The organism is Amycolatopsis sp. NPDC026612 (genome assembly GCF_040638285.1).
GTDB lineage: Bacteria > Actinomycetota > Actinomycetes > Mycobacteriales > Pseudonocardiaceae > Amycolatopsis.
This window is the reverse complement of the sequence record NZ_JBEZYB010000016.1, coordinates 121925-144554: the sequence shown is the minus strand read 5'-3', so window position 1 is coordinate 144554 and position 22630 is coordinate 121925. Positions and strand designations below refer to the sequence as shown.

At 72.8% G+C, this 22630-nt stretch carries 21 protein-coding genes, 1 other RNA gene and 1 pseudogene; 9 read left to right on the top strand and 14 right to left on the bottom strand.

The features are described 5' to 3' along the window. The 8 genes and pseudogenes from AB0F15_RS17795 to AB0F15_RS17760 form a co-directional block, all read right to left on the bottom strand. Window positions 1-590 (bottom strand): annotated as a pseudogene (locus tag AB0F15_RS17795) (ATPase); the annotation flags it as partial. Between the two features lie 3 nt (window positions 591-593). After that, window positions 594-1130, bottom strand: coding sequence for a hypothetical protein (locus AB0F15_RS17790; protein ID WP_360271122.1), 537 nt, complete (start codon window positions 1128-1130; stop codon window positions 594-596). Between the two features lie 12 nt (window positions 1131-1142). Beyond that, complete coding sequence (locus AB0F15_RS17785; protein ID WP_004562703.1) at window positions 1143-1409, bottom strand: hypothetical protein; 267 nt, start codon at window positions 1407-1409, stop codon at window positions 1143-1145. Window positions 1410-1862: 453 nt separating this feature from the next. Continuing rightward, window positions 1863-2717 carry a hypothetical protein gene (locus AB0F15_RS17780; protein ID WP_360271120.1) on the bottom strand — a complete coding sequence of 285 codons (855 nt, stop codon included), beginning with the start codon at window positions 2715-2717 and terminating at the stop codon, window positions 1863-1865. A 121-nt stretch (window positions 2718-2838) separates the two neighbouring features. Further along, window positions 2839-3245, bottom strand: an RNA gene (gene rnpB, locus AB0F15_RS17775) — RNase P RNA component class A. 20 nt (window positions 3246-3265) lie between these two features. Next, window positions 3266-4501, bottom strand: a complete 1236-nt coding sequence (locus AB0F15_RS17770) for an FAD/NAD(P)-binding oxidoreductase (RefSeq protein ID WP_360271119.1) — start codon at window positions 4499-4501, stop codon at window positions 3266-3268. After that, window positions 4498-5319, bottom strand: a complete 822-nt coding sequence (locus AB0F15_RS17765) for a ferredoxin (RefSeq protein WP_360271117.1) — start codon at window positions 5317-5319, stop codon at window positions 4498-4500. Before AB0F15_RS17765 ends, AB0F15_RS17770 begins: the two co-directional genes overlap by 4 nt. An 8-nt stretch (window positions 5320-5327) precedes the next feature. Continuing rightward, window positions 5328-5996 carry a DUF4142 domain-containing protein gene (locus AB0F15_RS17760; RefSeq protein WP_360271115.1) on the bottom strand — a complete coding sequence of 223 codons (669 nt, stop codon included), beginning with the start codon at window positions 5994-5996 and terminating at the stop codon, window positions 5328-5330. 247 nt (window positions 5997-6243) lie between these two features. Between AB0F15_RS17760 and AB0F15_RS17755 the strand changes: the two genes are divergently transcribed. The 4 genes from AB0F15_RS17755 to AB0F15_RS17740 all read left to right on the top strand — a co-directional run bounded on the left by AB0F15_RS17755 (window position 6244) and on the right by AB0F15_RS17740 (window position 11623). Next, on the top strand, window positions 6244-6822 hold the full coding sequence (locus tag AB0F15_RS17755; RefSeq protein WP_360271114.1) for a sigma-70 family RNA polymerase sigma factor: 579 nt from the start codon (window positions 6244-6246) through the stop codon (window positions 6820-6822). Further along, window positions 6819-7229 carry a hypothetical protein gene (locus tag AB0F15_RS17750; RefSeq protein ID WP_360271112.1) on the top strand — a complete coding sequence of 137 codons (411 nt, stop codon included), beginning with the start codon at window positions 6819-6821 and terminating at the stop codon, window positions 7227-7229. The genes AB0F15_RS17755 and AB0F15_RS17750 overlap by 4 nt, the downstream gene beginning before the upstream one ends. Before the next feature lie 31 nt (window positions 7230-7260). Then, complete coding sequence (locus AB0F15_RS17745) at window positions 7261-10092, top strand: AAA family ATPase (RefSeq protein ID WP_360271110.1); 2832 nt, start codon at window positions 7261-7263, stop codon at window positions 10090-10092. 289 nt (window positions 10093-10381) lie between these two features. Further along, complete coding sequence (locus tag AB0F15_RS17740) at window positions 10382-11623, top strand: SLC13 family permease (RefSeq protein WP_360271108.1); 1242 nt, start codon at window positions 10382-10384, stop codon at window positions 11621-11623. Between the two features lie 134 nt (window positions 11624-11757). Here the strand turns inward: AB0F15_RS17740 and AB0F15_RS17735 are convergent, their stop codons facing one another. The 4 genes from AB0F15_RS17735 to AB0F15_RS17720 form a co-directional block, all read right to left on the bottom strand. Further along, window positions 11758-13500, bottom strand: coding sequence for a hypothetical protein (locus tag AB0F15_RS17735; protein WP_360271107.1), 1743 nt, complete (start codon window positions 13498-13500; stop codon window positions 11758-11760). Window positions 13501-13698: 198 nt separating this feature from the next. Beyond that, window positions 13699-14865, bottom strand: a complete 1167-nt coding sequence (locus AB0F15_RS17730; protein WP_360271105.1) for a bifunctional RNase H/acid phosphatase — start codon at window positions 14863-14865, stop codon at window positions 13699-13701. A gap of 80 nt (window positions 14866-14945) precedes the next feature. Next, entirely contained in the window at window positions 14946-15683 is a 738-nt protein-coding gene (locus tag AB0F15_RS17725; protein ID WP_360271103.1) for a C4-type zinc ribbon domain-containing protein, read from the bottom strand. Between the two features lie 9 nt (window positions 15684-15692). After that, entirely contained in the window at window positions 15693-16514 is an 822-nt protein-coding gene (locus tag AB0F15_RS17720) for a Nif3-like dinuclear metal center hexameric protein (RefSeq protein WP_360271101.1), read from the bottom strand. Between the two features lie 434 nt (window positions 16515-16948). Between AB0F15_RS17720 and AB0F15_RS17715 the strand changes: the two genes are divergently transcribed. From AB0F15_RS17715 to AB0F15_RS17705, 3 genes are read left to right on the top strand one after another with little or no spacing between them, the layout of a single operon-like run. Continuing rightward, a complete protein-coding gene (locus AB0F15_RS17715) occupies window positions 16949-17410 on the top strand; it encodes a low molecular weight protein-tyrosine-phosphatase (RefSeq protein WP_360271100.1) in 462 nt (153 codons plus the stop codon). 60 nt (window positions 17411-17470) lie between these two features. Beyond that, on the top strand, window positions 17471-18301 hold the full coding sequence (locus AB0F15_RS17710; protein WP_360271098.1) for an SURF1 family cytochrome oxidase biogenesis protein: 831 nt from the start codon (window positions 17471-17473) through the stop codon (window positions 18299-18301). 50 nt (window positions 18302-18351) lie between these two features. Further along, window positions 18352-18969, top strand: a complete 618-nt coding sequence (locus AB0F15_RS17705; protein ID WP_360271096.1) for an FMN-binding negative transcriptional regulator — start codon at window positions 18352-18354, stop codon at window positions 18967-18969. Window position 18970: 1 nt separating this feature from the next. Here the strand turns inward: AB0F15_RS17705 and AB0F15_RS17700 are convergent, their stop codons facing one another. Beyond that, window positions 18971-19861, bottom strand: coding sequence for a cobalamin biosynthesis protein (locus AB0F15_RS17700; protein ID WP_360271095.1), 891 nt, complete (start codon window positions 19859-19861; stop codon window positions 18971-18973). 42 nt (window positions 19862-19903) lie between these two features. Beyond that, window positions 19904-20617, bottom strand: coding sequence for a FadR/GntR family transcriptional regulator (locus AB0F15_RS17695; RefSeq protein WP_360271093.1), 714 nt, complete (start codon window positions 20615-20617; stop codon window positions 19904-19906). Window positions 20618-20718: 101 nt separating this feature from the next. Between AB0F15_RS17695 and AB0F15_RS17690 the strand changes: the two genes are divergently transcribed. Further along, on the top strand, window positions 20719-21213 hold the full coding sequence (locus tag AB0F15_RS17690) for a gluconokinase (RefSeq protein ID WP_360271091.1): 495 nt from the start codon (window positions 20719-20721) through the stop codon (window positions 21211-21213). Further along, window positions 21210-22577 carry a gluconate:H+ symporter gene (locus AB0F15_RS17685; RefSeq protein WP_360271089.1) on the top strand — a complete coding sequence of 456 codons (1368 nt, stop codon included), beginning with the start codon at window positions 21210-21212 and terminating at the stop codon, window positions 22575-22577. Before AB0F15_RS17690 ends, AB0F15_RS17685 begins: the two co-directional genes overlap by 4 nt. Window positions 22578-22630 lie beyond the last annotated feature (53 nt).

The window sequence follows — 22630 nt, the reverse complement described above, 5'->3', positions numbered from 1 at the left end:
AGCTCGGCGTCGACGGCTTCGGGCAGGATCTTGCGCAGCACCGGCGCGGCCCGCTCGACCGCGCGGTCGACCATCCGGCGGGTCTGCACCTGGACACCCAGGTAGACCTCTTTTTCGGCCATCGAGCGGCCCATCAACTGCTGCTGCTCGCCGATCAGGTAGTCGTCGAACGACAGCGCGCCCGGGACGTCCGGCGGGCGGCCGTGCGCGTTGTAGACGTGCGCCTCGGCCCACATCCGGATCGGGTACGGCCGGTTCGTCACGCGCAGGTGCAGCCAGCGGCCCTGCAGCTCGGCGTACTGCCCGGCGATGGCCGCGATCAGGTCGCGCCGCTGCGAGTCCGAGCGGAACGACCAGCGCTGCGGCGCCAGCCGGTACCAGGCGTAGACCTCGACGCCGGTGCGGACCAGGTGCCCGTCGATGCTTCGCACCGCGATCGACGGGGTATACGCGGGAATCGCCTGCTCACCGGGCAGGCGCGCCTTGTTCCCCGAGCCGTTCCGCGACGCGCGGACCTGCTCGGGCGGTTGCCATGCGCCCGAGTGGGTGTCCCGACCCCGTTTTCCTCGGCTACCGCCGCGACCGAACAACGACTACCTCCCGGCCCGAGCCGCACTGCTGCGGCTCCGGCGCGCTCGTGGTGTTCCCTGGTGGACCGGCACGGCGGCGCGCAGCGCCGCCGTCGTTGGCGGTGGTGAGGACGTCGACGGCGCCACCACCGGCGGCCCGCCGTGGTGCTGGTACTGCCGCCTGCGGCGGTGCTTCGGCAGCGGGCGCTCGGCCCGCACCCGGACGCGGCTGGCGCTGACCGCGCCGCCCGTGCCCGTGGTCCGCTCCCGGGGGGTGTTGAGCTCGCGCCCGGCCATCGAGACGACGGTGCCCAGGGGGCGCTCGTGGCTGATCTTGGCCGTCAGCAGCCGCGTGATCGCGATGGTGGCGATGAAGCCCCACGCCGTCGAGAAGAACCCGAAGCTCCACCCGGCCCAGCGTTCGACGCCGAGCACGACGAAGAACGTCGGGATGCCGATGAGCCACGCGACGTACCGGGCTCGCCAGGGAAAAGTCGCTTTGGGGGGGCCGAGCCAGACGGCGTCGACCCGGTAAACCTCGTCATCGGTCCTGATGCGCACGCGGCCCCCGCCTCAGCCGGTGAACAGGCCGGCGATCCACTGGCCCACGTTCACGCCCGCGCCGCTGACCGCGAGACCGATGATGGCGAGCGCGATGACCACGCCGGCGAGCCGCCGCATGACACCGGCGTTGTCGCCCTTGCCGCCGCCCAGCCACAGGAGCAGGAGCGCGACGGCCAGCAGCACCAAGGGGATGACGTTGTCGAGCAGCCACTGGCGCACGTTTCCCGTGCCCAGTTCGCCGGCGGCCAGCGTGTCGAGGGTGGTCAAGGTCATCATCGTGATACTCCCGGTGCGCGGTGGGGGCTGCGCGGCTCTGGCTCAGGCAGTGCTTCGAACAACATCATGGGGGCTACAAGGGGTAGTGGTCAAAGTGCACAGCGTAGAGACCGGCTGGCTCGTCAACCGGTGTGGTGCGCAGGGCACACGAAATCTCCACGCCCACCATCATCGCGGCAAGGGCCCTCGGGTTGAACCCCGGCCACCCATACTTCTCAGTGTGCTGACGAACTCACCCCAATGCCCGGGATTTGCTCACTGTGGGTACTGGCACTCTGGCCGTTGTGCGGCCTGAACCAGTGTGACATGACACGAACGGCGGCGTCGCGCGAGTCCGTTCTGTTACAAGCCTCAGCCGGTCGGCGCCCATATCGATCTTGTCCGCCCGTGCTGTCCGTCACGGGGCGCTCAGCACCTCACCCGTTCTTCACTACATAGCGTGATCTTGCACGGTCAGGCCCGGCCGCGGGTGAAGACGCCGTCCGGGAAGGCGCCGGCTTCGACGACCCGGCGGCTGAGCCCGCGCCCCAGCTCCTCGAGCCGGGCGGTCCGCTCGGCTCCGAGGTGCTGCCACGGCCCCTGCGCGGCGGCTTCGGTGGCGATCTCGACGCGGTCGCGGAGCGCGGCACCCGCTTCGGTGAGCCCGCCGTCGGCGTCGAGGATCCCGCGGCCGGTCAGCCCGGCTTCGGCGGCCGCCCACTGCTCGTCGCTCCAGCCGCGGGTGAGCTTGGCGGCGCCGGCGACGAACCCGCGTCCGGTGGCCACGTGGGTGACCAGGGCTTCGATGCCGCTCAAGCCGTTCAGGACCAGCGCGGCGATGTGGCCGTCGCCGCGGTACTCGCGGATCAGGGTGACGGCGTGCCAGAGGGCGAGGTGCGGCTCCCCCGGCCAGTCGAGCCCCGCGTGCGCGGCGTAGAGGGGACGTCCTTCGCCGGTGCAGCCGGCAGCGGCCTCGCGCGCGAGTTCGGCGGCCTCGGCGACCTCGTCGCTCTTCACGTGGTCGCCGAGCAGGCGGGTCAGCGCCTTGTCCACCCCGTCGAGCCGCGCTTGCAGGACCTGGGCGGGGGTCGCCAGCGTCCAGGCGCGCGGGAGCACGCGGGCGACGACCTCGGGGTTGAAGTTGTAGAAGGTGGCCGCGACGACCTCCGGGCCGACGGCACCCATGGCCGCGGACCGGCCGGCGAAGTACGGCATCCGCCCCGGTCGCAGCCCGATGCCGGTGAGCGCGGCATCGACCTCGGGCGCGAAGTACGCCAAGGCGTGCAGGGAATCGAAGGCCGCCTTGAACCGCTTCTCGTCGCCCGCCATGGCCGTACCCTACTACCGGGTAACCGTGCAGCGGAACCACTCGCGCCGGGCCAACCCCGACGCGCGCTCGTGAGTGGTAGGTCGGGTTAGAACCCTCATTACCACTCACGAGCGCGGGAGGCGGACGAGCCGGCATGTAAGCCGGATCCTGTTCCCCGGTCGCCTTGCGGCTTCCGGGGCGGCGGCCATCCATCTCGGCCTGCCGTCGCCGGCAGGCTCCAGCGGCCTACCCGCAGGCTCGGACGGGCCGTCCTCGAGCGCCTGCGCAGGAGCTCGTGAGCTCCCTCTTGGCCTTGCTCCGGGTGGGGTTTACCTAGCCGTCCCGGTCGCCCGGGACGCTGGTGGTCTCTTACACCACCGTTTCACCCTTACCCCGGTCCTCGTGAAGCACACGGACCGTGGCGGTCTGTTTTCTGTGGCACTTTCCCGCGGGTCACCCCGGGTTGCCGTTAGCAACCACCCTGCCCTGCGGAGTCCGGACTTTCCTCGAGCCGGGTCACCCCGGCTCGCGACCGCCCTGCCAGCTCGTCCGCAGGCTGGATGGTAGCTCAGTACCCGGCCACCGCCCCGCTGTGGTGGCGGGGGCGGACGTCGGGCGGGGCCTCGGCGGCCACCGCGTGCTGGCGGGCGAGTTCGGCGGTCCAGTGCAGGACCGCGGCGGGGCTGTCGAGGCCGATCAGGCCGACGAGCCGGCCCTGGCGGACGAAGCCGGTGATCGGCCGGGTGCCGGGGACCGGCGATTCGAGGAGGACGGTGTCGGTGGCGAGGCCGGGGCGGCCGGCGACCTGGATGCGGACGCCGTGCTGTTCGGACCAGTAGCGCGGCACCGGGGTGTAGGCCGGCGCGCCCTGCGGCCCGGTGAGGAGGTTCTCGGCGGCGGCGCGGCTCATCTCGACGGCGTTCAGCCAGTGCTCGTCGCGGTGCGGCGTGGGGCCGAAGCGGAGGTTGGGCCAGCGGGCGACGTCGCCCGCGGCGACGATCGTCGACGAGCCGACCACGTGGCAGGTGGGTCCGCAGACGACGCCGTCGTCCAGCGGGAGCTTGGCGCCGCGCAGCCACGACACGGCGGGAACGCTGCCCACCGCGACGACGACGCAGGCGACGTCGAGGGCGCGGCCGTCGGTGAACTCCAGGCCGACGCGGGTGGGCGCGGGGCGCCAGCGGCGGATGGTGGTGCCGAGCTCGAGGCGGACGCCGCGGGCGGTGTGGAGCGCCGTGAGCCAGTCGCCGATGTCGGGGCCGAGGACGTCGGCGAGGAGGGCCCTCGAGCGTCCGAAGAGGACGACCTCGCGGTTCATCTCGCGGAGGCTGGAGGCGACTTCGCAGCCGATGAAGCCGTCGCCGATGACGGCGACCGGGCCGGGGTTCGTGGCGAGGGCGCGCTGGAGGGCGATCGTGTCGGCGAGGGTCCGGACGACGACCACGCGGGGGTGGCCGTGGGGCGCGCCGGGCATCCGGCGGGGTTCGACGCCGGTGGCGATGATCAGGCCGTCGTAGTGGAGTTCCTCGTCACGGAGGTGGACCACCTGCCGGTTCGGCGAGACCCCGGTGACCGCGGTGCCGAACCGCCATTCGGCGTCGACTTCGAGGGGGTCGGCGAGCAGGGTGTCGGCGCGGCTGACCGCGCCGGTGAGCAGCTGCTTGGACAGCGCCGGGCGGTGGTAGGCGATGTCGGGTTCGGCGCCGAGGACGACGACTTCGCCGTCGAACCCGAGTTCGCGCAGCCGTTCGGCGGCACGCAGACCGGCGAGGCCGGCTCCGGCGATGACGATGCGTTCGCTCATCGGGTGGCTCCCAACAGGTGGATGGCTCTCATGGGGCAGGCGCGGGCGGCGGCCTGGACGCCGGGGACCAGCTGGGCACCCGGGCGCTTCTCGTACTCGAGGTGCCCGTCCTGGCCGAGCTGGAAGACCTGGGGTGCTTCGGACTGGCAGACCCCGTAGGCGTGGCAGCGGTGGCTGTCGACGTCGACGCGCACGGTGGCCGGTTCCGGGCCGGGTTCCGCGTGCGGGGGCGGGGGCGGCGCGACCAGCCCGGCGCGAGCAAGCACTGCCGCGGGCAGCACGCGCAGGACCGACAGCAGCACTGGCGGGACGAGCAGCGTGAGGCCGGCGAGCCAGACGACGGCGAGGTGCCCGCTCGACACGGCACCGAGCCAGGCGTGCACGGCGAGCAGGCCGATGGCGAGGTAGCCGGCCTGGTGGAAGCGGAGCCAGCGGCCTTCGCCGGCCCCGCGGCGCAGGCCCGCGGTCACGGACACGGCGACCACGAGTTCGAGGCCGGCGATGCCCAGCGCGTGCCGCGGGGTGCCGTCGTAGAAGGGGAGGAGCAGGTCGGCGACGCCGAAGGGGTCGTCTTCGAGGAAGAGGAAGGTCAGCCCGTGCACGGTGCCGAGCGCGAGGGTGGACGCGGCGAGCAGGACGTGCCCGGTGCGGATGGCGTCCTGGCCGCTGAACCGGCGGACCCAGCCGGTGGCGGCGAGGACGCCCCAGCACAGCGTCAGGCACATGCAGAGGTAGGTGAGGCGGCCGGACAGGGCGGCGGCCTCGACGATCCCGGTGTCGTGCGGCGACACCGGGACCAGCGCGGCGGACAGGGACATGAGGCGGCTTACCTCCGGGTGCGCGGCGAGGTCCTGCCGGGGGTTCCGAGCAGGCGGAGCAGGCCGAACGTGGCGACGGCGGCGAGGGCCACGAAAACGGCCCCGAGGGCGATGGCGCCGCCGCCGAGGGTGTCGTCCTCGGTGGCGGAGACGAGCAGGGACGTGGTCTCGGCGAGCCCGGTGCTCTCCAGGAGCGTCAGGTGCCCGAGCGAGGTGTCGACGGCGGTCTGGGCGAACGCGCGGACGTCGTCGTCGCGGGTGCCCGCGCGGACGTCGGAGGCGAGGCCGAAGAGGGTGCCGTACTCGGCGCGGAGGCGGTTGACGTAGGCGTGGTCGAACGCGTCGCCGGAGCCGGCCGAGATTTCGCCCGCCCAGGTGCGCTCCTGGTCCGTGGGCTCCCCCGGCAGGGTGACGGCGAGCCGGTCGGCGACCGCGCGCAGGGCGACGTCGAGGCGGGCCTCGTCGTCGGCGATGCGGACGGCGACGGCACGCACGCGCCGGTTGGTGGCCCGTTCGACGGCGAGCCTGCTGGACGGCACGGCCCACAGCGTGTGCTGCTTGAGCCGGGTCAGCAGGGTGCGGTCGGTCTGCTGCAGCTCCCCGGCCGACGCCGGGACGGCAGAGCCCAGCACGAGCGCGGTCGCGGCGGCCAGCAGCGCCACGAATCGGAGCAGCATCCCCGTTGTCCCTTCGGCAGGAGTCCCTCATCTCCTGGTACGAGGAGAACGCGTGATCCGGTTCTCTCCGTCACCTTTTAGTGACTGTGACGTGTATCACAAGACACATTGTGACCCCTGCCGCGGCGGCCATCGTCGAACACTCGTCGAATTGAGTGTCGAAACTAATGCATATGGCCTATTAAGTAATTTTGCGCTACGCTCCGATGACCCCTCGGTCCGCCAGTCAGGTGAGGTTGCGAGCTTTATGGAAACACGGGACAGAGAAGGTCGCGGCCACCTCGGCTACGCCTCGTCCGCCACGGCGATCGACACCGGCCCCACCGCGGTGGACGACCTCGTCCCGTTGCTCTACAAGGACTTCCGCGCCACCCTATTTGCGCAGGTACTGGCCCTGACCAACCACGACCGGCAGTGGACCGAAGACGTGGTGCAGGAGACCATGATCCGCGCGTGGCAGCACTCCGACACGCTCGAACGCGAGCCCGGAATGCTGCGCGGATGGCTGCTCACGGTGGCCCGGCGGATCGTCATCGACGGCTGGAGGAATCGCCGCGTCCGCCCGCAGGAGGTCGCCCTGGAGATCCCGGAAAACGCCGAGTCCACCGACCGCGCCGACAGCTCGTTAGCCGCGCTAACGATTACCGGAGCATTGCGGGAACTGGACGCGAAATATCAGTCGGTGATCTATGAGACGTATCTCGCCGGAAACACCGTTCGGCAGGCAGCAGAAATTCTTGGAATTCCGGAAGGAACCGTTAAATCGCGGTTGTACACGGCGATGCGGCAATTGCGGAAGGCGCTCGGGGAAGTGACGATCCGATGAGGCGGGGGCGGCACGGGGACGCTGCGGCCTACGGGCTCGGCGTCCACGACGATCCGGAAGAGTTCGAGGCCCACCTGCTGGGCTGCGCCCGCTGCCGGGGCCGGGTCGCCGGGTTCACCCCGGTGGCCGGCGCGCTGGCCGAGGCGGTCCGGCTGGGCTACCTGCCTCCGGGCGACGGTGCGGCCGGGGACCGGAAGTCGGCCGGATCGGGGGCGCGGCTGGGGCCGGTCGCCGGCCCGCTCCTGCTGGTCGCGCTCAGCGTGGCCGTGACGGCCATCTGCGCGGCCCGGCCGGTCGTCGGGAAGATCCGGTTCGCAGCTGCTGCGTCCATCGTCTCCCCTGGTCAGGTCGGTGCCGGTACCGGTCGTGCGCCGCGGTGTCTCCCGTGGCCGGCCGGTTTCGAGTAGTCTGCCCCAACCCAACATGAAAGTCCTTACGGTGGATACCGAAGTAAATCCCGAGCACCCCGTCAGCGGGGCTTCGGTACCGAAGCGTCCCGCCCCGCGGCTCCCCGGCCGCGAACCCGAACTCGGCCGCCTGACCGGTCTCTTCCCGGTCGCACTGGGCGGCACGGCCGCCAGCGCGGTGCTGGTCGGCGAGTTCGGCATGGGCAAGAGCGCCACCCTGCGGACCCTCGCGGCGCTGGCCAGGGACGCGGGCTTCACCGTCGCGGTCGCCACCGGGTCGCGGCTGGAGAGCCACCTGCCGGGTGGGGTCGTCCGCCAGCTGGCCGACGCGCTCCAGGAACCGGGTACCGCAGGGCCGCCCGTCACCGAGCTGTGCGGGCCGTCCGGCGAGAGCGAAGCGCTCGACCTCTTCTTCCGGATCGTCCGCGACGCGACCGAGCGGGGTCCGCTGTTCCTCGGCATCGACAACGTCCACCTCGCGGACGCCTGGTCCATGCGGTGCCTGGCCTACATCCGCAACCGCGTGCTCGACCTGCCGGTGCTGATCGTCCTGACGTCCCTGACCGGGCACCCCCCGCACCGCGAGGTCGCGCTGCTGGACATGGCGGGCTGCACGCCCGCCTCGATCACGCTGAACGGCCTCGGCGACGCGGCCGCGGCGGAGATCCTCGGGCTCGCCCCCGGCGAGCTCGCCTCCGCCTGCCGCGAGGCCACCGGCGGCAACCCGTTCCTGCTGCAGGCGCTGCGGCCGCGGCTGCTGCCCGGCGCGGACCCGCACGAACTCGGCTCGTCGCTGATCGGGCAGGTCCTCCACATGCGGATGCAGGAGTTCCCGCACGCGCCGGCCATCCTGCACGCGGCGGCGATCCTCGGCGAGGACGCCGGCTTCGACCTGCTGGCCAAGCTGGCCGGCGTCGACGAGCTCGACGCGCTGCAGGCGGTCGACACGATGGTCCGGCTGCACGTGCTCCACAACAGCAGCCACCCGACGCTGACCTATTCGTTCGCCCGCAACTCCCTGCTCAAGGACATGCCGCAGACCACGCGGGCGGTCAACCACTCCCGGGCGGCGAAGCTGCTGACGGAGGCGGGGGCGCCGCCCGAGCGCGTGGCCGCCCACCTGCTGGAAGCGACGTCGATCCGGATCCCGTGGGCCGTGGACGTGCTGCGGCTGAGCGCGCGCGACGCCGTGTTCTCCGGGCGGGCCGAGCTGGCCGCCCGGCACCTGCGGCGGGCGCTGGAGGAACGGCTCACGTCCGGGCGCCGGATGGCCGTGCTGCTGCAGCTCGCGCACGCGGAGTTCCAGTTCGACCCGCCGGGCGCGGCGAAGCGGGTGCGGGAAGCCGTCGACACCGTCGGCAACCGCGAGACCGCCGCGTACATCGCCACCGCGATGCTGCTGTCGCTCTGCGGCGGCCAGGACGCCCGGCTCGGGATCAGCGCGGCGGGCCAGATCGCGGCGCGCCTCGACGCCGGCGGCCCGGACGCCGTGTGGCCGCTGCTGTGCATGACCTACCTCGCCGAAGCCGGCAGCAGGCTCGGGCCGCCCCCGGAGTTCCGCGACTTCGAGGAGCAGTGGGCGCCGCTGACCGACCCGGCGGCCCAGCGGAGCCGCTCGGCCCTGCTGGCGCTGGACGCCGTCCGCAGCGGCGAGTCGGCTCAGGACGCCGTCGGCCACTTCGCGGACGCGTTGTCTTCGGCCGGGGACCCCGCCTCCGGGCCCCCCCGGGAGGTGACCGGCGACGGCGGCGAGCTGTTCGAGCAGCACTACTTCTTCACCCTGGCCACCGCGGTGCTCGCGGACGAGCCGGCCCACGTCGACCGCCTCTGCCGGGTCCTCGACGTCGAGCGCGAGCCGTGGGACGTGCACGTGCCGCACGGCGCGCTGCCCACCCTGGCCCGCGGGATCGCGCTGCAGACCAGCGGCGACCTGCAGCGGGCCAGCGTGCACTTCGAGTCGCTGCTGCGCCGGTTCGACGAGCGCGGCGGGACGACGACCTGCCCGGTCGGCGTGCTGTGCGCGGCGAAGCTCGTCGAGTGCTGGGTGGACCTGGGCCGGTTCGAGGCGGCGACGTCGCTGCTGGACCGGATGGACTTCGTCGCCAGCCAGGGCCTGTTCACCCACACCTACCTGCTGTACGCGCGGGGCCGCCTGCGCGTCGCGACCGGGTACACGCGCTTCGGGTTCGAGGACCTGCTCAGCTGCGGGCGGCGGCTGGCGCACCACGGCATGCGGTTCCCCGGGTTCGTGCCCTGGCGCGCGCACGCCGCGCGCGCCGCGCTGGCTCTCGGTCAGACCGACGACGCGGCCCGGCTGGCCGAAGAGGACATCAACGCCGCCGCGCGCTGGGGTGCGCCGCGGCCGCTGGGCACGGCGCTCACGACGCTCGGGCTCGTCCGGGAGGACGACGAAGCCGATCGGGCCCTGCAGAAGGCGATCGCGACGCTGCGGCAGTCGCCGTCCCGGCTGCAGCTGGCGACGGCGCTGACCGAGCTCGGCACGCTGCAGGCGCGGCACGGCCAGTCCGAAAAGGCCATCGAGACGCTGCGGCAGGCGGTCGAGCTGAGCGAGCAGTGCGGGGCGCGTCCGCTGGCCCGGCGCGCGGCGGAGGAGCTGCGTTCGTCGCGGCGCGCGCTGACCCCGGCCAAGGACAACGAGCACGGCCTGACACGGCAGGAAAACCGCATCGCCGTGATGGCCGCGCAGGGCCTGACCAACCGCGAGATCGCAACGGCGCTGCACCTCACGCGGCGAACGGTGGAGCTGCACCTGTCGGGCGCGTACCGCAAGCTCGGCATCCCCGGGCGCGCGGAACTCGGTGGTGCGCTGGCGAAGTCCTCCCACCGCGTGGACGGTCGCTGACCCGTTCCGTGTCGTTGCCGTACCCGGGCCGTGTCGGTCGCCGAGGTCAGCGGTTACGCGGTAGCGAACGTCCAAGCGGTCGAAGGGGTCCGGTCGGCTGTGGCGCAGGCCGGTAAGTCCACTTCGGACTCGAAAGAATTGTGGCCGGGCAGGCATCCGCGCCGGGGCCGGGGCCGGGGCCGGGGCCGGGGCCGCCGATTTTGTCGGTGCCTTCCGGTAGCGTGAGATTCGGGGGGCGCCCCCGTCGGTCGGCGCGCGGGGTTGCCGGGCCGTCGATTAGCGTGAGCCGGTGAACTTCTGGGCAGGCGCGGGAAGCCTGGTACTGCTGGCCGGCGTGCTCGTCTTCGCGATCGTCCGGCCGCGGGGCTGGCCGGAAGCCGTGGCCGCGGTGCCGGCCGCGGGGCTCGCGCTGCTGCTCGGCCTGGTGCGGCCCGCCGCGGCCGGGCACCGGGCCGTCGAGATCCTGCCGACGCTGGGCTTCCTGGCCGCGATCCTCCTTTTGTCCTTTTTGGTCAGTGTGGACGGCGTGTTCGCCTGGCTCGGCAACCGGCTCGCCGAGGCGTGCCACGGCCGGCCGCGGCGGCTGCTGGTGCTGACCTTCGCCGCCGCGGCCGGCGTCACCGCGATCCTCAGCCTGGACGCCACCGTCGTGCTGCTCACTCCGGTGGTCCTCGCGACGGCGACCAGCCTGGAGCTCCCCGCGCGCCCGCATGTCTACGCGTGCGCGCACCTGGCCAACTCGGCGTCGACGCTGCTGCCGGTGTCCAACCTGACGAACCTCCTGGCCTTCGCCGCGTCGGGGCTGACCTTCGCCGGGTTCACCGCGCTGATGACGTTGCCGTGGCTGGTCACGCTGGGCGTCGAACTGGTGGTGTTCCTGCGGTTCTTCGCCGCGGACCTGCGGCCGCGCGAGACCCCGGAACCGCGGCAGCACCTCGAGACGCCGACGTTCGCCCTCGTCATCCTCGGCCTGACGCTCGCCGGGTTCGCGGTGGGGCAGCTCGGGCACGTCGAGCCGGTCTGGATCGCGGCGCTGGCGGCGCTGGTCCTCGGCGTGCGCGCGCTGGCGCGGGGCAAGATCCGGCCGTGGCAGCTGGTCACCGAGGCGGCACCGCAGCTGTGCCTGTTCGTGCTGGGGCTGGCCGTGGTGGTCGAGGCGGTGTCCGAGCACGTCCTCGGCGGCCTGCTCCGGGACGTCCTGCCGGCGTCGACGAGCCTGGTCGACCTGCTGGTGGCGGCCGGGGTGGCGGCGCTGCTGGCCAACCTGGTCAACAACCTCCCGGCGACGCTGATCCTGCTGTCGGTGCTGGGGCCGCACCCGGCGCCGGGGGTGCTGCTGGCGGTGCTGCTGGGCGTCAACATCGGCCCGAACGCGACCTACCTCGGCTCGCTGGCGACCCTGCTGTGGCGCCGGACGCTCCCCGCGCCCCCCTCGGCCCGGACGTTCCACACCCTCGGAGCGATCACAACACCCCTGTGCCTGGCCGCGGCAACCGTCGCCCTGTGGCTGGGCCTCAGCTGGGCATCGTGATCCAAGCCGGAACTCACGTGATCCAAGCCGTAACTCGCGTGATTAGGGCCGGGTTTCGCGTGATTGGGGGCGGAACTCGTGAGTCACGGGCTCAATCACGCGAGTTACGGCGGTGATCACGCGAGTTACGGGCTTCAGCTGGGCATTGTGATGGTTTGGCCCGGCTTCATCGTCGGGCCGCAGTCGTCCAGCGGGCCGCCGAAGCGGTCCGCGGCCACCGCCGGGATCGTCTTCGCCGCGTACTCCTGGGCCGCCTTCAGCTTCGCCGGGTCGGTGACCGCATCGCGGCGGACCCAGTCGCCGTTGCGCAGGCCTTCGATCGGGGAGCTGTAGATCAGCACGTAGTCGCGGTCGAGGCGCGGGTCGAGCGCGATGCCGTTGCCCGCCGCCCACGGGCCCCACGAGTGGATGAACGTCGGCTTCACCGTGTCGAACACGTAGTTGCGCAGGCCCTGCCGGTCGTCGTCGTGCACCAGGTCGGCGATCGGCTTGTTCACCAGGCCGGCCATGTCGACCAGCTCGAGCCTGCTGGTCATCGACGAGCCGCCGAGGTCGGGCAGCAGCAGCGACGCCTTCTGCAGGCCGAGGATGTCGGCGTAGGTGTTGAAGCCGCGGCCGAAGCGGTCGGCGACCAGGCACGCCGTGATGTTCGGGTTGTTCGCGAACTTGTCCGCGGCCGAAGCGAAGCCGATGGCCGACGGGACGAACGCCCCGGCCAGGACCACGACCACGCCGACGCGCAGCAACGCCCGCCGGTGGCGCAGCAGCTCACCGGCGGAAAGCGTGCCCGCGATCACGGCCAGCGGCCAGATCGGGCTGGCGAACCGGTGCTGGTACATCCAGTCGGTGACCATCACGCCGTACGCCACGATCCCGAGCCCCAGCGGCACCAGCAGCGCGCTCAGCGGACGCCGCCACGGCGCCTTGACCAGCGCGAACACGATCACCAGCGCGAGGACGACCACCCCGGCCCAGCCCGCGTAGCCCACCAGCTCGAACGGCCGCTTCACGGCGTCGAACCCGGGCAGGCCCTGCTGCTTCGCCACCGAAGGGTTGGCCAGCAGCCGCCCGAACTCCGCGTGCCGCCAGACGACGTACGCGCCGAACGGCACCGCGAACGCCGCCACCGACAGCAGCGCGAAGCGGAAGCTCTTCCAGAACAGCCCGGACCGCAGCAGCACCAGCGCCGCGAGCGGGTACGCGCCCGCGTAGATCAGGCCTTCCGGCCGGGTCAGCGCGGCGAACGCCACCATGACCCCGGCCCAGAGCGCCACCTTCGGCGTCAGCAGCACGTCCCGCTTCACCGAGACGAACAGCGTCACGCCCAGCGTGACGACCGCGAACGCGAACAGCGAGTTTTCCAGGCCGGACACGACCCAGATGACGAACGACGGGATGGTCGCCAGGGTGAGGCCGGCGATCAGCGTCGCCAGCCACGCGAAGCGGGTGAAGATCTGCTTCGCCGCGATGTAGCAGGCCGTCAGGATGCCGCCGGTGAACAGGAGGCCCAGCGCCTTGGGGAACAGCACGTAGTCGGGGATCCCGAAGATCTCGCCGCGGTCGAACAGACCGGCGAGCTTGCCGAGGCCGAGCAGCACCATCCACGTCGGGTCGGAGAAGCCCTCGACCGGCGGCGCGCCCGGCTGCAGCACCGGGCCGAGGCCGTCGGCGAAGCTGCGGGCGTAGGAGAAGGTGATGGCGGCGTCGTCGACGATCCAGTGGCCGTAGCGGGCGGCGTGGACGGCGACCGCCGCGACGCCGGCGAGCACGGCCAGCACCGGCGCCAGCCGGGCGCCCCAGCCGCGCGGGCCCGTGGCGGCGCCCGGGTCCTCGGGGACGTCGCTCGGGGAGGTCTCGGTGAGTGCGCTAGCCGTCATGTCCTCGTCACTGTTCCGCCCGCAGGCTTCTGCCGGTGGGATACGCGCGAGCTGGCGCCCCCTGACTGAGTCCGGAGGCCGGACCCGCCACCGCGGCGACGCGGTCGAGACACTGTAGCCAATACCCCATCCGGGGTCGGCCAGGCCTCGGGGTCGAGCGTGATCCACCCCACATTTCGTGCATCAGCTCGGTGCCGGTCAGGCCAGGTGCGAGGTGTCGTTGGCCAACCGGACCGAGGCGTTCCCGTCCGGGTAGAACTCGACGATCGACAGGGACGCCAGATCGAGGTGCAGCCGGAACAGCAGCTGGGGTCCGGCGTCGAGGCCCATCCGGAGCAGGGTCTTGATCGGCGTCACGTGGCTGACCAGCACCAACGTCCGGCCACCGTGCTCGGCGATCAGCTCGTCGCGGGCCTTGCGGACGCGCCGGTGCACGACGTCGAAGCTCTCTCCGCCGGGCGGCGGCACCGAGCTGTCGCCCAGCCAGGAGCGGTGCAGCTCCGGGTCGCGCTCGGCCGCTTCGGCGAACGTGAGGCCTTCCCACTCCCCGAAGTCGGTCTCGATGAGCCCGGGGTGGGTCTCGACCCGGCCGCCGAGCGCGTCGGCGACGGCCTGCGCGGTCTGCTTGGTGCGGGTCAGCGGCGAGGAGATGATCGGGACGGCCTCGCCGTCGACGACCAGCCCGTCGGTCGCGGCCAGCCGCTTCGCCGCCGCCGCGGCCTGGGTGCGGCCCAGTTCGGTCAGCGGGACGTCGCCGCGGCCGGAGTAGCGGCGCAGCGCCGACATCTCCGTCTGACCGTGGCGCAGCAGGAGCAGCCGGGTCGGGGTGCCGCGGGCGCCGGTCCAGGCCACCGCCGCGCGGTCCGGGCGCCGGGTCGGCAGCTTCGGTGGGCTGCCGGGCTCGCCGGCGGTGCCGGTCTTCGCGGCGGCCGCGGTCTTCGCGGCGGCGCCGGGGCGGCCGGCGGCGGGCTTGCCGGTCGCCGCGTCCATGGCTTCGTTGGCCAGGCGGTCCGCGTGGGCGTTCTGCGCGCGCGGGATCCACTCGTACTTGACGCGGGTGAACCCGGCGGCCAGCACCTTGGCCCGCTCGGCCAGCGGCTGCATGTCCGGGTGCTTGATCTTCCAGCGCCCGGACATCTGCTCGACCACGAGCTTCGAGTCCATCCGGACGTCCACAGTGGACGCGCCGAGCTCCGCCGCGGCGGCCAGCCCGGCGATCAGGCCGTTGTACTCGGCGACGTTGTTCGTGACGACGCCGAGGCTTTCCTTGCGCTCGGCGAGGACCTGGCCGTCGCTGTCGCGGACCACCGCGCCGTAGCCGGCCGGGCCGGGGTTGCCCCGGGAACCGCCGTCGGCTTCGACCACGACGTCCTTCGGGGGGTCCGTGGGGGCGGAGCCCCTCGGGCGGGGCGCGGGGGTTGCACCCCCGGAAACACCGTGCGAAGTCACAGACCCGACTCCAAGGTCCGGACCAGGATCGCGCCGCAGTTCTCGCACTGGATGACGTCGTCCTCCGGCGCGGCCTTGATCTCGTTGACGGTGTTGCGGTCGAGCTCCAGCTGGCAGGCGCCGCAGCGGCGGGCGCGCAGGAGCGCGGCTCCGATGCCCTTGTGCGCGCGGACCCGCTCGTACAGCTTGAGCAGCGGCTCCGGGAAACGCGGCAGCAGCTTCACCCGGTCTTCTTCGCGGCGCGCGAGAGTGGTGTCGAGATCCTTGAAGATTTCGTCGCGGCGGCCGATCGCCGCGGCGACCTCGGCCTGGGCCTTATCGACTTCGGCGCCGGTGCGCTGGGCGTCCAGGCCGAGGGCCTCGCGCTGCTCCATCAGTTCCAGCAGGTCGTCCTCGAGGGCGCTCTGGCGGCGTTCGAGCGACTGCAGCTCGTGCTCGATGTCGGTCATCTGCTTGGAGTTGACCGACCCGCCGGCCAGGAGCTTGCGGTCGCGGTCCTCGCGGGCGCGCACCGACTCGATCTCCTTCTCCTGCCGGGCGATCTCGCGGTCGAGGTCGGAGGCGGCGGTCTCCACCGACACGAGCGCGTCACGGCGGTCGCGGACGGTCTTCTCCCCCGCGTCGATCTCGGCCAGCTCGGGCAGGGTGCGACGGCGGTGCGCGGTGCGCGAGAGCTCGGCGTCCACCTTGGCGAGCTCGAGCAACTGGCGCTGCACGGCGGGTTCGGCCTTCACGGTGCTCCTCTAAATCGATGTGCGCTCGGCGCGGACGTTCCACGGGTCGGTGCACCGCGTGGAGACGTGAACGTCGACGTTACCCGCAAAGGCCCGCGCCACGACCGCCGAGGCTTGCCCGCACCACGGCCATTCGCTGGCCCAGTGGGTCAGCCCGACCAGCGCGGGCACCGCACCCGGGTTCGCGAGGTGCTCGCCGGCGGGGTGATGCCGCAGGTCGGCGGTGACGAAGGCGTCGACACCGGCCGCGGTGGCCTGCTTCAGGTAGGAGTCCCCGGCACCGCCGGACACGGCGACGGTGCGGATCGGGCGGCCGGCGTCGCCCGCCCCGAGCACGCCGGGCACGGTCGCGGGCAGGGCGTCGGCGACGCGCTGGACGAACGCCGCGAACGGCTCGGGCGCGGGCAGTTCGCCGATGCGGCCGATGCCGGTGACGCCGTCGGCGTTCGGTTCCAGCGGGCCGGTCACGCGCAGCCCGATCGCCGTGGCGAGCGCGTCGGAGACGCCGGGGTCGGCGGAGTCGGCGTTGGTGTGCGCGCAGTAGAGGGCGATGCCGGCGCGGATCATCCGGTGCACCAGCGCGCCCTTGGCGGTGTCGGCGGGCACGCCGTGGACGCCGCGCAGCAGCAGCGGGTGGTGGGACACGATCAGCTGGGCCCCGAGTTCGACGGCCTCGTCGACGGTCTCGGCGACCGGGTCGACGCAGAACAGCACGCGGCCGGCGGGGTCGGCGGGGTCGCCGCAGACGAGGCCCACGGCGTCCCACGACTCGGCGAGCGCGGGCGGGTAAGCCTGTTCCAGCACGGAGATGACTTCGGAAAGGGCGGGCACGCGGTGATTTTCGCATGCAGCTTCCCGGGCCGTGCGCCTTCGGTCCTGGCTCGTCACGGTGACGGCGGCTCTCCGCCACGCGCGCCCGCGGTGACCAGTCCGGTGGATTGGGGGCGCCCCGGCGGCACAGGCCGCCGTGGGCGCCGGGTCCGGTCAGTTGCAGTTGCCGCAGCAGCCGCAGCCCTGGCCGGTGCACTTCGAGCAGCACCCGTGCATGATCGCTCTCCTTCCGGTTCGCGTCCTCGCCCGATCGACGCTAAGTGCCCGGCGCGGGCCCCGGATACCGCCGAGCGGGCGGGTGACCGGGTGAACCCGCCGGTTACCCATCCGGCCGGAAGCAGGCCGCGCCCACGCGGCACGTAACCGTTGCCACGGAGTCATTTGGCCGTGGCGGCAGCCGGATCGGTCACGCTCGGCACAAGTACGCTCGGGACGTGACGCACATCGTCTTCGTCTGCTCCGGCAACATCTGCCGCTCCCCGATGGCCGAGCTCGTGTTCCGCGCCCGGCTCGGCGACGCCGGTCTCGCCGACGCCGTCCGGGTGACGAGCGCGGGCACCGGCCCGTGGCACGCCGGGGAGCCAGCCGACAAGCGCGCCCGGGCGACGCTGAAGGCGCACGGTTACCCGACCGCGCACGTCGCGTCCGAGGTGTCGGACGACGACCTGGCCGCCGACCTCCTGCTGGCGGCCGACTCCGAGCACGCGGAGTTCCTGCGCGCCCGGGTGACCGACCCGGCGAAGGTGCGGCTGCTGCGGTCGTTCGACCCGTCGGCACCCGAGGGCGCCGAGGTCCCGGACCCGTACTACGGCGGCGACGAGGGCTTCGAAGACGTCCTCGGCATGGTCGAGCGCGCGGTGCCCGGTTTGCTGGATTGGGTGCGTTCGCGCGGGTAGAGGTCACCGGTGGCGGGAGTCGGCGGGCGGTCCGGACGGGGGACGGCTTACCGTGGTGGGGTGCGGTTGCGGTTCCTGCTCCGGCCCGGGTGGCTGGCTCTGACGGCGGTGGTGTTCACCTTCGCCATCTGCTGCTTCACGCTGCTCTCGCCGTGGCAGTTCGGCCGCAACACCGAGCGCGAGCAGCAGAACGCCGCGCTGGCGGCGTCGTTCACCGCGGCGCCGGTGCCGCTGACGCAGCTGCTGCCGCCGGGGAGCGTGCCCGACCGGCACACCGAGTGGCACCTCGTCTCGATCACCGGCCAGTACCTGCCGGACAAGGAAGTCGTCGCCCGGCTGCGGACGGTCCAGGGCGAAGGCGCCTTCGAGGTGCTGACGCCGCTGCGCACCACCGACGGCACGGTCGTGCTGATCGACCGCGGCTACGTCGGGCTGGACAGCAAGTCGGCCGCGCTGCCGTTCGCCCCGCCGCCTGCCGGGACCGTGCAGGTCACCGCGCGGGTGCGCGCGGACGAGACCGACCCGAAGAACCGGGACGCGTTCGCCGACGCCTCGACCGGCGGGCAGCTGCAGAGCTACGTCGTCGACTCCCGGGTCGTGGCGCGGGCGGGCCGGCTCGACATCCGGCCCGGCTACTTCCAGCTCGACCTCGGCCAGCCCGGCGTGCTCGGCGCGTTGCCGCTGCCGCAGACGGACTCGGGGCCGTTCCTGTCGTACGCGCTGCAGTGGATCGCGTTCGGGGCGATGGCGCTGCTCGGCTGGCTGTACTTCACGGTCCGCGAGCTGAAGCCGGGCGGGGCGCTGGATGCGTCCTCCGGCCCTGCGCGCCGGAAGTCCGTCGCGGAGATCCTCGCGGAAGACGAGCTGGCCGAAAGTGGCCATCAGAAATAGGCCGGAACTGGCCCTGGGGTGAGGCCACTTGCCGTGCCGATACTCGGGGCATGTTGATCCACCCGTGGGACGCCGCCGCTTCGGACCAGGAGTGGCGTGAGTGGCTGTCCGGGCACGACTTCGGCCAGCTGATCGCCGGCGGCACCGGCCGTGACCTGCCGGTGGTGACCCCGGCGCACTTCGCCTTCGACGGCGACCGCACGATCGTCACGCACCTGGCCCGCCCGAACCCGATCTGGCCGCTGCTCGAGGAGCACCCGCGGGCGCTGCTGGCGGTGGTCGGCGACTACACGTACATCCGGGCGGACTGGAACACGGCCACGGACCCCGCGCACGGCGTACCCACGTCCTACTACGCGACGGTGCAGCTCGAAGGGGACGTCCGGCTGGTCGACGACGCGGCGGCCAAGGCGGAACTGCTGGACAAGCAGCTGCGCCACTTCGAGCCGGACGGAGCCCGGGCACCGGTGAGCGCGACCGAGGCGCCGGACCGGCGGTTGCTGCCGGGCATCCGCGGGATCGAGTTCACGGTCACCGGGGTCCGGGCGAAGTTCAAGTTCGGCGGCAACCGCACGGAGGAGGACCGCGCCCGGATCGGGGCGCGGCTGGCCGAGCGCGGTGGGCCGCTGGACGAGGAGGCGCTGGCGCAGCTGCGGCGCCGAGGCTGACTCAGCTCGAGCGGCGCCCGAGTCCCGCCGTCACCGCCAGGACGACCGCGGTGCCGCCGGCCAGCCAGCCCACCACCCGGGACAGCTCCACCGCCCGCGTCACGTGGCCCGCGTCGGGGTTGCGGCCGATGCCCAGCACCGGCAGCTCGGCCACCCCGTGCGGGTACACCGTCCGGCCGCCGACGCGGATCTCCAGCGCTCCGGCGAACGCCGCCTCCACGCGGCCCGCGTTCGGGCTCGGGTGGGCGATCGTGTCGCGGCGCCACGCCCGCCAGGCGCCGCCCGCGGAACCGCCGACCACCGGGGCCGCCAGCACCGTCAAGGCCGCCGCCACGCGGGTGGGGAGCAGGTGGACCAGCTCGTCGAGGCGGTCGATCGCCCAGTGGCCGCGGCGGCCGCCCCTGGCGCGGCGCAGCAGGCTGACCGCCCGCGCTCCCAGCAGGCCCGGCACGCCCGCCAGCGCGCCCCACACCAGCGGGGCCACCACCGCGTCGGACGTGTTCTCCGCCAGCGTCTCCACCGACGCGCGGGACAGGGCGACCGCGCCGAGGCCGTCGGCCACCCGGGGGTCCAGTTCGGACAGTGTCGAGCGGGCCGGCTCGAAGCGGCACTCCTCGAGGTCGCGCGCCAGCTCGGTGCCCTGCAGCGCCAGCCCGGCCGCGCCGAGCACCGCCCACGTCGTCACCGCCGTCGCCGAGGCCTGCAGCAGCGGGCGGCCGCGGCCGGCTCGCTCCAGCGCCACCCCGCCCAGCACCGCCGCGGTCGCGACCAGGACGCCCGAGCGGTGCGGGAGACGGCGGAACGCCGTCAGCGGCGGACGTCGCCGGGGGTCGCCGAGGGCGCCGTCGGCCACCACGCCCAACACCAGTCCGATCGCGCGCGCCGCGCTCACCCGTGCCCCCTGGCGGAAAGAAAGTCCAGTTCCCGGGGGAGGCTACTCGACCTCGGGGCCGACCTCCGATACCAGGGCGGCGATCTCGTCCCGGGCCTGGACGACGATGTCCCGCATCGCCCGCTCGGCCCGGTCCGCGTCCCCGGTGGCCACCGCGGCGGCCACCTCCAGGTGCAGCGCCACCGCTTCGGGCTGCGGCTCCGGCGGCATCAGGCCGTGCCCGGTCCGCCCGGTGAGCACCTCCTCGACGACCTCGGACAGCTGCGCGAACATCGGGTTCCGGGACGCGGTGAGCAGCAGGTCGTGGAAGGCGATGTCGAACCCGAGGAACGCCGAGAGGTCACGCGCGCGAGCCGTCCGCGCCAGCCGCTCCCCCAGCGCGCCGAGCTTGCCGCGCTCCTCCGGTGTCGCCCGCAGGGCCGCGTACCGCGCCGCGCAGGGCTCGATCGCCGACCGCAGTTCGTTCAGCGTGGCCAGCGCCGCCGGCCGGGCCGGGCCGTCGAGCTGCCAGCGGATCAGCCGCGGGTCGTAGTGGTTCCACTCCGCCTGCTCCCGGACGATCACCCCGACCCGGCGCTTGCTGCTGGTCAGCCGCATCGTCTCCAGCACGCGGACGACTTCGCGGGCCACGGTCCGCGAAGCGCCGAAGCGCTCCTGAAGCTCTTCGGAGCGCAGCACGGTGCCCGGCACCAGCGATCCGTTCGCGATCGCCGCGCCCAGCGCGTCCAGCACCTGTTCGTGCCTGTCGGTCCCCATCCCCGGAGGCTAACGTCTGATTCGGTTAAGTAGTACTTCATCTTGAATAAGTAGTACTTTTGAGTTTCACTCACCTGGGCACAACGAAGTGGGAGGTGCGGATGACCGTCATCGTGGTGATGGGGGTGTCAGGCTCCGGGAAGACGACGATCGGCACGGCGCTCGCCGCGGCCCTCGACGTCGAGTACGCGGAAGCGGACACGTTCCATCCGAAGGCCAACATCGACAAGATGACCGCCGGCACACCGCTGACGGACGCCGACCGAGCGCCATGGCTCGAAGCCATCGCCGGCTGGATCCGCGAGCACGAGGCCACCGGCGGCGTCGTGACGTCGTCCGCGCTCAAGCGCCGCTACCGCGACGTCCTGCGCAGCGGCGGCGACGTCTGGTTCGCTCACCTCGACGGCCCGCGCGAGCTGCTGGCCGAGCGCATGCAGACCCGCTCGGGCCACTTCATGCCGGTGTCGCTGCTCGACTCGCAGCTGGCCACCCTCGAACCCCTCCAGCCGGACGAGCCCGGCGCGATCTTCGCCATCACCGGCACTCCGGCAGAGATCACGGAGGCCGCACTGACCGCTTTCCGGGAGCACGCGTGAACGCCGTCCTCGCCGCCGGCTGGACCGGCCACGACACCCGCCTGATCGCCGCGACCGTCGTCGCGATCGCCGTCATCGTCGTGCTGATCACCCAGGTGAAGCTGCACCCGTTCCTGTCGCTGGTGCTCGGTTCGCTCACGCTCGGCCTGACCGCCGGGATGCCGGTCGACAAGCTGCTCAAGAGCTTCACGACCGGCGTCGGCAGCACGGTCGCGTCCGTCGGCATCCTCATCGCCCTCGGCGCGATGCTCGGCAAGCTGCTGGCCGACTCCGGCGGCGCCGACCAGATCGTCGACACCGTGCTCGGCAAGGCCCGCGGCGCCGCGCTGCCCTGGGCGATGGCGCTGGTCGCGGCGCTGATCGGGCTGCCGATGTTCTTCGAGATCGGCCTGGTCATGCTGATCCCGGTGGTGCTGCTCGCGGCCAAGCGCACCGGGAAACCGCTGATGCTGCTGGGCATTCCGGCCGTCGCCGGGCTTTCGGTCCTGCACGGGCTCGTGCCGCCGCACCCCGGCCCGCTCGCCGCCGCCGGCGCGCTCAACGCGAACGTCGGGATCACGCTGGCGTTCGGCCTGCTCGTCGGCGTCCCCACGCTGGTCATCGCGGGCCCGCTGTTCGCCAAGGTGGCCGCCCGGCTCGTCCCGGACGCCCAGCCGCCCGAGCGGCTGATCCCGGAGCGGGCGGACACCGACAAGCCGCGCCCGAGCTTCGCCGCCACGCTGACGACCGTGCTGCTGCCGGTCGTGCTCATGCTGGCGAAAGCGCTGTCGGACATCCTGCTGGCCAAGGACAGCCAGGCCCGCAAGATCCTGGACTTCGTCGGCGACCCGCTGATCGCGCTGCTCGCGGCGGTGCTGGTGGGCATGGTGCTGCTCGGCCGTCCGGCCGGGCTCGGCCGCTCCCGGCTGTCCACTGTGGTCGGTGACTCGCTCGGCCCGATCGCCGGGATCATCCTGATCGTCGGCGCGGGTGGGGGGTTCAAGCAGACCCTGGTCGACGCCGGCGTCGGCGACGTCATCACCGGCCTGGCCAAGGACGCGCACCTGTCGCCGCTGCTGCTCGGCTGGCTGGTCGCGGTGGCGATCCGGCTGGCGACGGGCTCGGCCACGGTCGCGACCGTCTCGGCAGCGGGCATCGTGGCGCCGCTGGCCGCGGGCATGGACCCGTCGCACAGCGCGTTGCTGGTGCTCGCGATCGGCGCCGGTTCGCTGTTCTTCTCGCACGTCAACGACGCCGGGTTCTGGCTGGTCAAGGAGTACTTCGGGCTCTCGGTCGGCCAGACGCTGAAGACGTGGTCGGTGATGGAGACGCTGATCTCGGTGGTCGCGATCGCGCTGATCCTGCCGCTCTCCCTGATCGTCTAACGGCGGCACTTTCACGTGAAAGTGATCCGGAGGCACCCCCTCCAGGTCACTTT